Origin of the sequence: Burkholderia sp. Se-20378, assembly GCF_017104665.1 — a bacterium.
Taxonomy (GTDB): domain Bacteria; phylum Pseudomonadota; class Gammaproteobacteria; order Burkholderiales; family Burkholderiaceae; genus Burkholderia; species Burkholderia lata.
Window position 1 is genome coordinate 1 of sequence record NZ_JAAGPG010000751.1, and the last position, 3,129, is coordinate 3,129.

Annotated in this window: 5 protein-coding genes; 2 read left to right on the plus strand and 3 right to left on the minus strand. The window is 67.8% G+C overall.

What is annotated here, in order from left to right:
• Positions 1-266: LysR substrate-binding domain-containing protein (locus tag G3N93_RS37020; protein ID WP_241026858.1), on the plus strand; the 266-nt coding region annotated here is incomplete at its 5' end.
• Between the two features lie 21 nt (positions 267-287).
• Here G3N93_RS37020 and G3N93_RS37025 read toward each other — a convergent pair.
• Both G3N93_RS37025 and G3N93_RS37030 read right to left on the minus strand, forming a co-directional pair.
• Entirely contained in the window at positions 288-872 is a 585-nt protein-coding gene (locus tag G3N93_RS37025) for a flavin reductase family protein (protein WP_206124457.1), read from the minus strand.
• Positions 873-1,004: 132 nt separating this feature from the next.
• Positions 1,005-1,430 carry a VOC family protein gene (locus G3N93_RS37030; RefSeq protein ID WP_206135242.1) on the minus strand — a complete coding sequence of 142 codons (426 nt, stop codon included), beginning with the start codon at positions 1,428-1,430 and terminating at the stop codon, positions 1,005-1,007.
• Between the two features lie 112 nt (positions 1,431-1,542).
• Here G3N93_RS37030 and G3N93_RS37035 point away from each other — a divergent pair, with 112 nt between their 5' ends.
• Positions 1,543-2,415: a LysR family transcriptional regulator gene (locus tag G3N93_RS37035; RefSeq protein ID WP_174989757.1), complete on the plus strand. Its 873-nt coding sequence runs from the start codon at positions 1,543-1,545 to the stop codon at positions 2,413-2,415.
• Positions 2,416-2,438: 23 nt separating this feature from the next.
• On the opposite strand, the gene G3N93_RS37040 is transcribed toward G3N93_RS37035, so the two are convergent.
• Positions 2,439-3,129: hypothetical protein (locus G3N93_RS37040; RefSeq protein ID WP_206135243.1), on the minus strand; the 691-nt coding region annotated here is incomplete at its 5' end.

Genomic DNA, 3,129 nt, shown 5'->3' on the forward strand with positions numbered 1-3,129 from the left:
TCGCGGCCGGCTGCACGCCCGACATCGCGTGCGAGCCGACCTACATGATGACGGCCGTCGCGATGGTGCGCGGCGGGCTCGGCGTAACGATCCTGCCGGCGACCGCGCGCGAGGTGCGTGCCGAGCCCGAACTGGTCGCGAAGCCGATCGACGACCCCGCGTTCGTGCGGCCGATCGCACTCGTCACGAAGCGCGGCCGCACGCTGCCGCGCGTCGCGCAGGCGTTCGCCGACACCATGCTGACGGAATTGAAAAGGCGCGCGTGAACCGCGCGCCCGGGTCAACGCTTACTTCGCGTCCGGATCGACGTGCAGCGATTCGCCGATCGCGTAGAAATTGCCGCCCGCGATGTAGTGCAGGCTGCGCAGCGCCGGATCGGCCGATTCGAAATACCAGTGGCCGTCGCGGAACACGCGCGTATCGGACCACGCCGCGACCACCTCGCCGATGAACAGGTCGTAGGTTTGCTGGTTGTGCGGTTCCGGAATCAGCTTGCACGCGAGCCAGCCCGAACAGCCGGCGACGAACGGCAGGTCGTGGCCTTCGACTTCGAACAGCGTGACGCCCGCTTCGCGCAGCTTGTCGGGCCGCTCCGCGAGACTGTGGTTGCCGACCGCATGCGTGAGCCGAAGCTGTGCGGCCGTCGGCACCTGAATCACGAACGTGCCGCTGCGCTCGACCAGCTCGCGCGTCTTCGCGGTCTTGTCGAGCACGACCGTCAGCTTCGGCGGCAGGAAGTCCAGCGCGCACGCCCAGGCGGCGGCCATCACGTTGTCGACGCCGTCGTGGCGGGCCGACACCAGCACGGTCGGGCCGTGGTTGAGGAGACGGTAGGCCTTCTTCAGCTCCACCGGAGCGATGTGACTGTCCATACGGGTTCCTTGGAGAACGGCACGCACGGACGGATGCCGTGCGGCGCGGCGCCGGCCGGTGCGCATGCGCGCAGCCGGGCCGGAGGCCGCATTCTCGCACCCAATTTCAATCGGCGCTGACGGCGCCGCCGGTCACTTCGCGAACAACTGGCCGATGTCGCGGAACGCCTTGAATTCGAGTGCATTGCCGCACGGGTCGAACAGGAACATCGTCGCCTGTTCGCCGACCTGCCCCTGGAACCGCACATACGGCTCGATCACGAAGGTCACGCCGAACGACTTCAGCCGCTCGGCCAGCGTTTCCCAGCTCGGCCAGTCGAGCACGATCCCGAAATGCGGCACCGGCACGTCGTGACCGTCCACCGCATTCGTATGCGCGCCTTCCTGCGACGCGGTCTTCGGATGCTCGTGGATCACGAGCTGGTGCCCGTAGAAGTCGAAATCGACCCACTGCGCGCTCGAGCGCCCCTCTGCCAGCCCGAACACGCGGCCATAGAAATCGCGCGCGGCCGGCAGGTCGTAGACCGGGATCGCCAGGTGAAACGGGGAAAGACTCATGGTGGCCTCGTGATGGAACGCTCGCGTGGCGCGAGGACGGCACCATGGTAGTCAAGCTCAAGCAGAAATTAAATCAATATATAGTTGCGTCATTCACAAACAGAATTGATGAATGATCCGCGAACTGAAAACCCTCGTCGCCGTCGCCCGGGAAGGCACGTTCGCCGCGGCCGGCAACCGTATCGGGCTCACGCAGGCAGCCGTGAGCGCGCAGATGCAGCGCCTCGAAGCCGAGCTCGGCTTCGCGCTGTTCGACCGGCAAGGCCGGTCGGCCCGGCTCAACGAGATGGGTCATCACGTGCTCGACCAGGCGCAGGCGCTGATCGGCCTGTACGAGAACCTGAGCTCGACGGCGCCCGGTTCGCCGGCCACCGGGCGCGTGACGATCGGCGCGATCGCATCGGTACAGAGCGCGCTGCTGCCGGCCGCGCTCGCCGATTTCCATCGCCGGCATCCCGCGTGCCGCACGCGCGTGATACCGGGACTGTCGATCGAACTGGTCAACCGGGTCGATGCGGGCGAGATCGACATGGCCGCGATCATCCGGCCGCCGTTTGCGCTGCAGAGCGACCTGCACTGGACGACGCTCGTGCAGGAACCGTTCCGGCTGATCGTGCCGCGCAGCGTGAAGGGCAAGGACTGGGCCGACCTGCTCGCGAGCGAACCGTTCGTGCGCTACGACCGCGCGTCGTTCGGCGGCCGTCAGGTCGACCGCTTTCTGAGGAAGATGCACGTCGCGGTGCGCGACACCTGCGAACTCGACGAGCTCGACGCGATCGTCAAGCTGGTCGAGAACGGCGTCGGCGTCGCGATCGTCCCGCAGACCGCCGTGTATCGCCGCTGGCCGGCCGGCGTGCGCGCGATCGACCTCGGGCATCACACGTTCCACCGCGACATCGGGCTCGTGCATCGCGCGCGGCGCACGATGTCGGAGCCGGCGCAGATGCTCGCGCAACTGATCGAAGCGGCGGCGCAAGCGGCCTAGCGGCCCAGTGCCGCCGCTGCAAATCAGCGCCGGCCGGCCGCCCAGTCGACGGCCGCGTCGAACAGCGCGACACCGGCCGGCGACAGGTTCACGAACGTGTCGTTGTCGAGGAAGAACATCACGCGGCGCGCCGGCGCGAGCGCTTCGTAGTCCATCGTCGCGCCCTTCTCGTACGCGAAGATCGCGGCCTTGTCGGGTTGGCCATACACGGTCGCGATCGTGATCGCGCCGAGGCCCGGCTTGCCCCAGCTCATCGGCGCCTGCTTGCCGTACACGTTCGTCGCGCCGGCCGGCAGCCCGGCCGCGATCGGGTGCGGCGCATTGACGAGCCACAGGTAGCGCTCCTTGCCCGTTTCGCCGAAGTCGACGTCATGACGCTTGCCCGTCATCGCGAAATCGTCGAGCAGGTCGTTTTCCCAGGTCACGAGCGGCTTGTCGAGCGTGCGCCAGCCCGGCCGCACGTTCTTCGACGACACCGTCGACGAGATCACGACCAGGTCGGCATCGCGCGCCGCATCGGGCGTCGACGATTCGTCGATCAGGCGCACCGCGTAGCCGCGTTCGCCGAGATGCTGGCTGATGCGTTCGTCGACCTTCAGGTTCGGGCCACGCAACTGCACGAGCATCGCGACGCGTGTGACGGCCTGCGGTGCATCCGCCGCCAACGCGGGAGCGGCCATACCTGCGCCAAAACCCAGGCCCGCGCCCAGCGCG

Coding starts and splice junctions, on each gene's coding strand:
- G3N93_RS37025 (WP_206124457.1), bottom strand. CDS start 872: ATGGACAGTCACATCGCTCCGGTGGAGCTGAAGAAGGCCTACCGTCTC.
- G3N93_RS37030 (WP_206135242.1), bottom strand. CDS start 1,430: ATGAGTCTTTCCCCGTTTCACCTGGCGATCCCGGTCTACGACCTGCCG.
- G3N93_RS37035 (WP_174989757.1), top strand. CDS start 1,543: ATGATCCGCGAACTGAAAACCCTCGTCGCCGTCGCCCGGGAAGGCACG.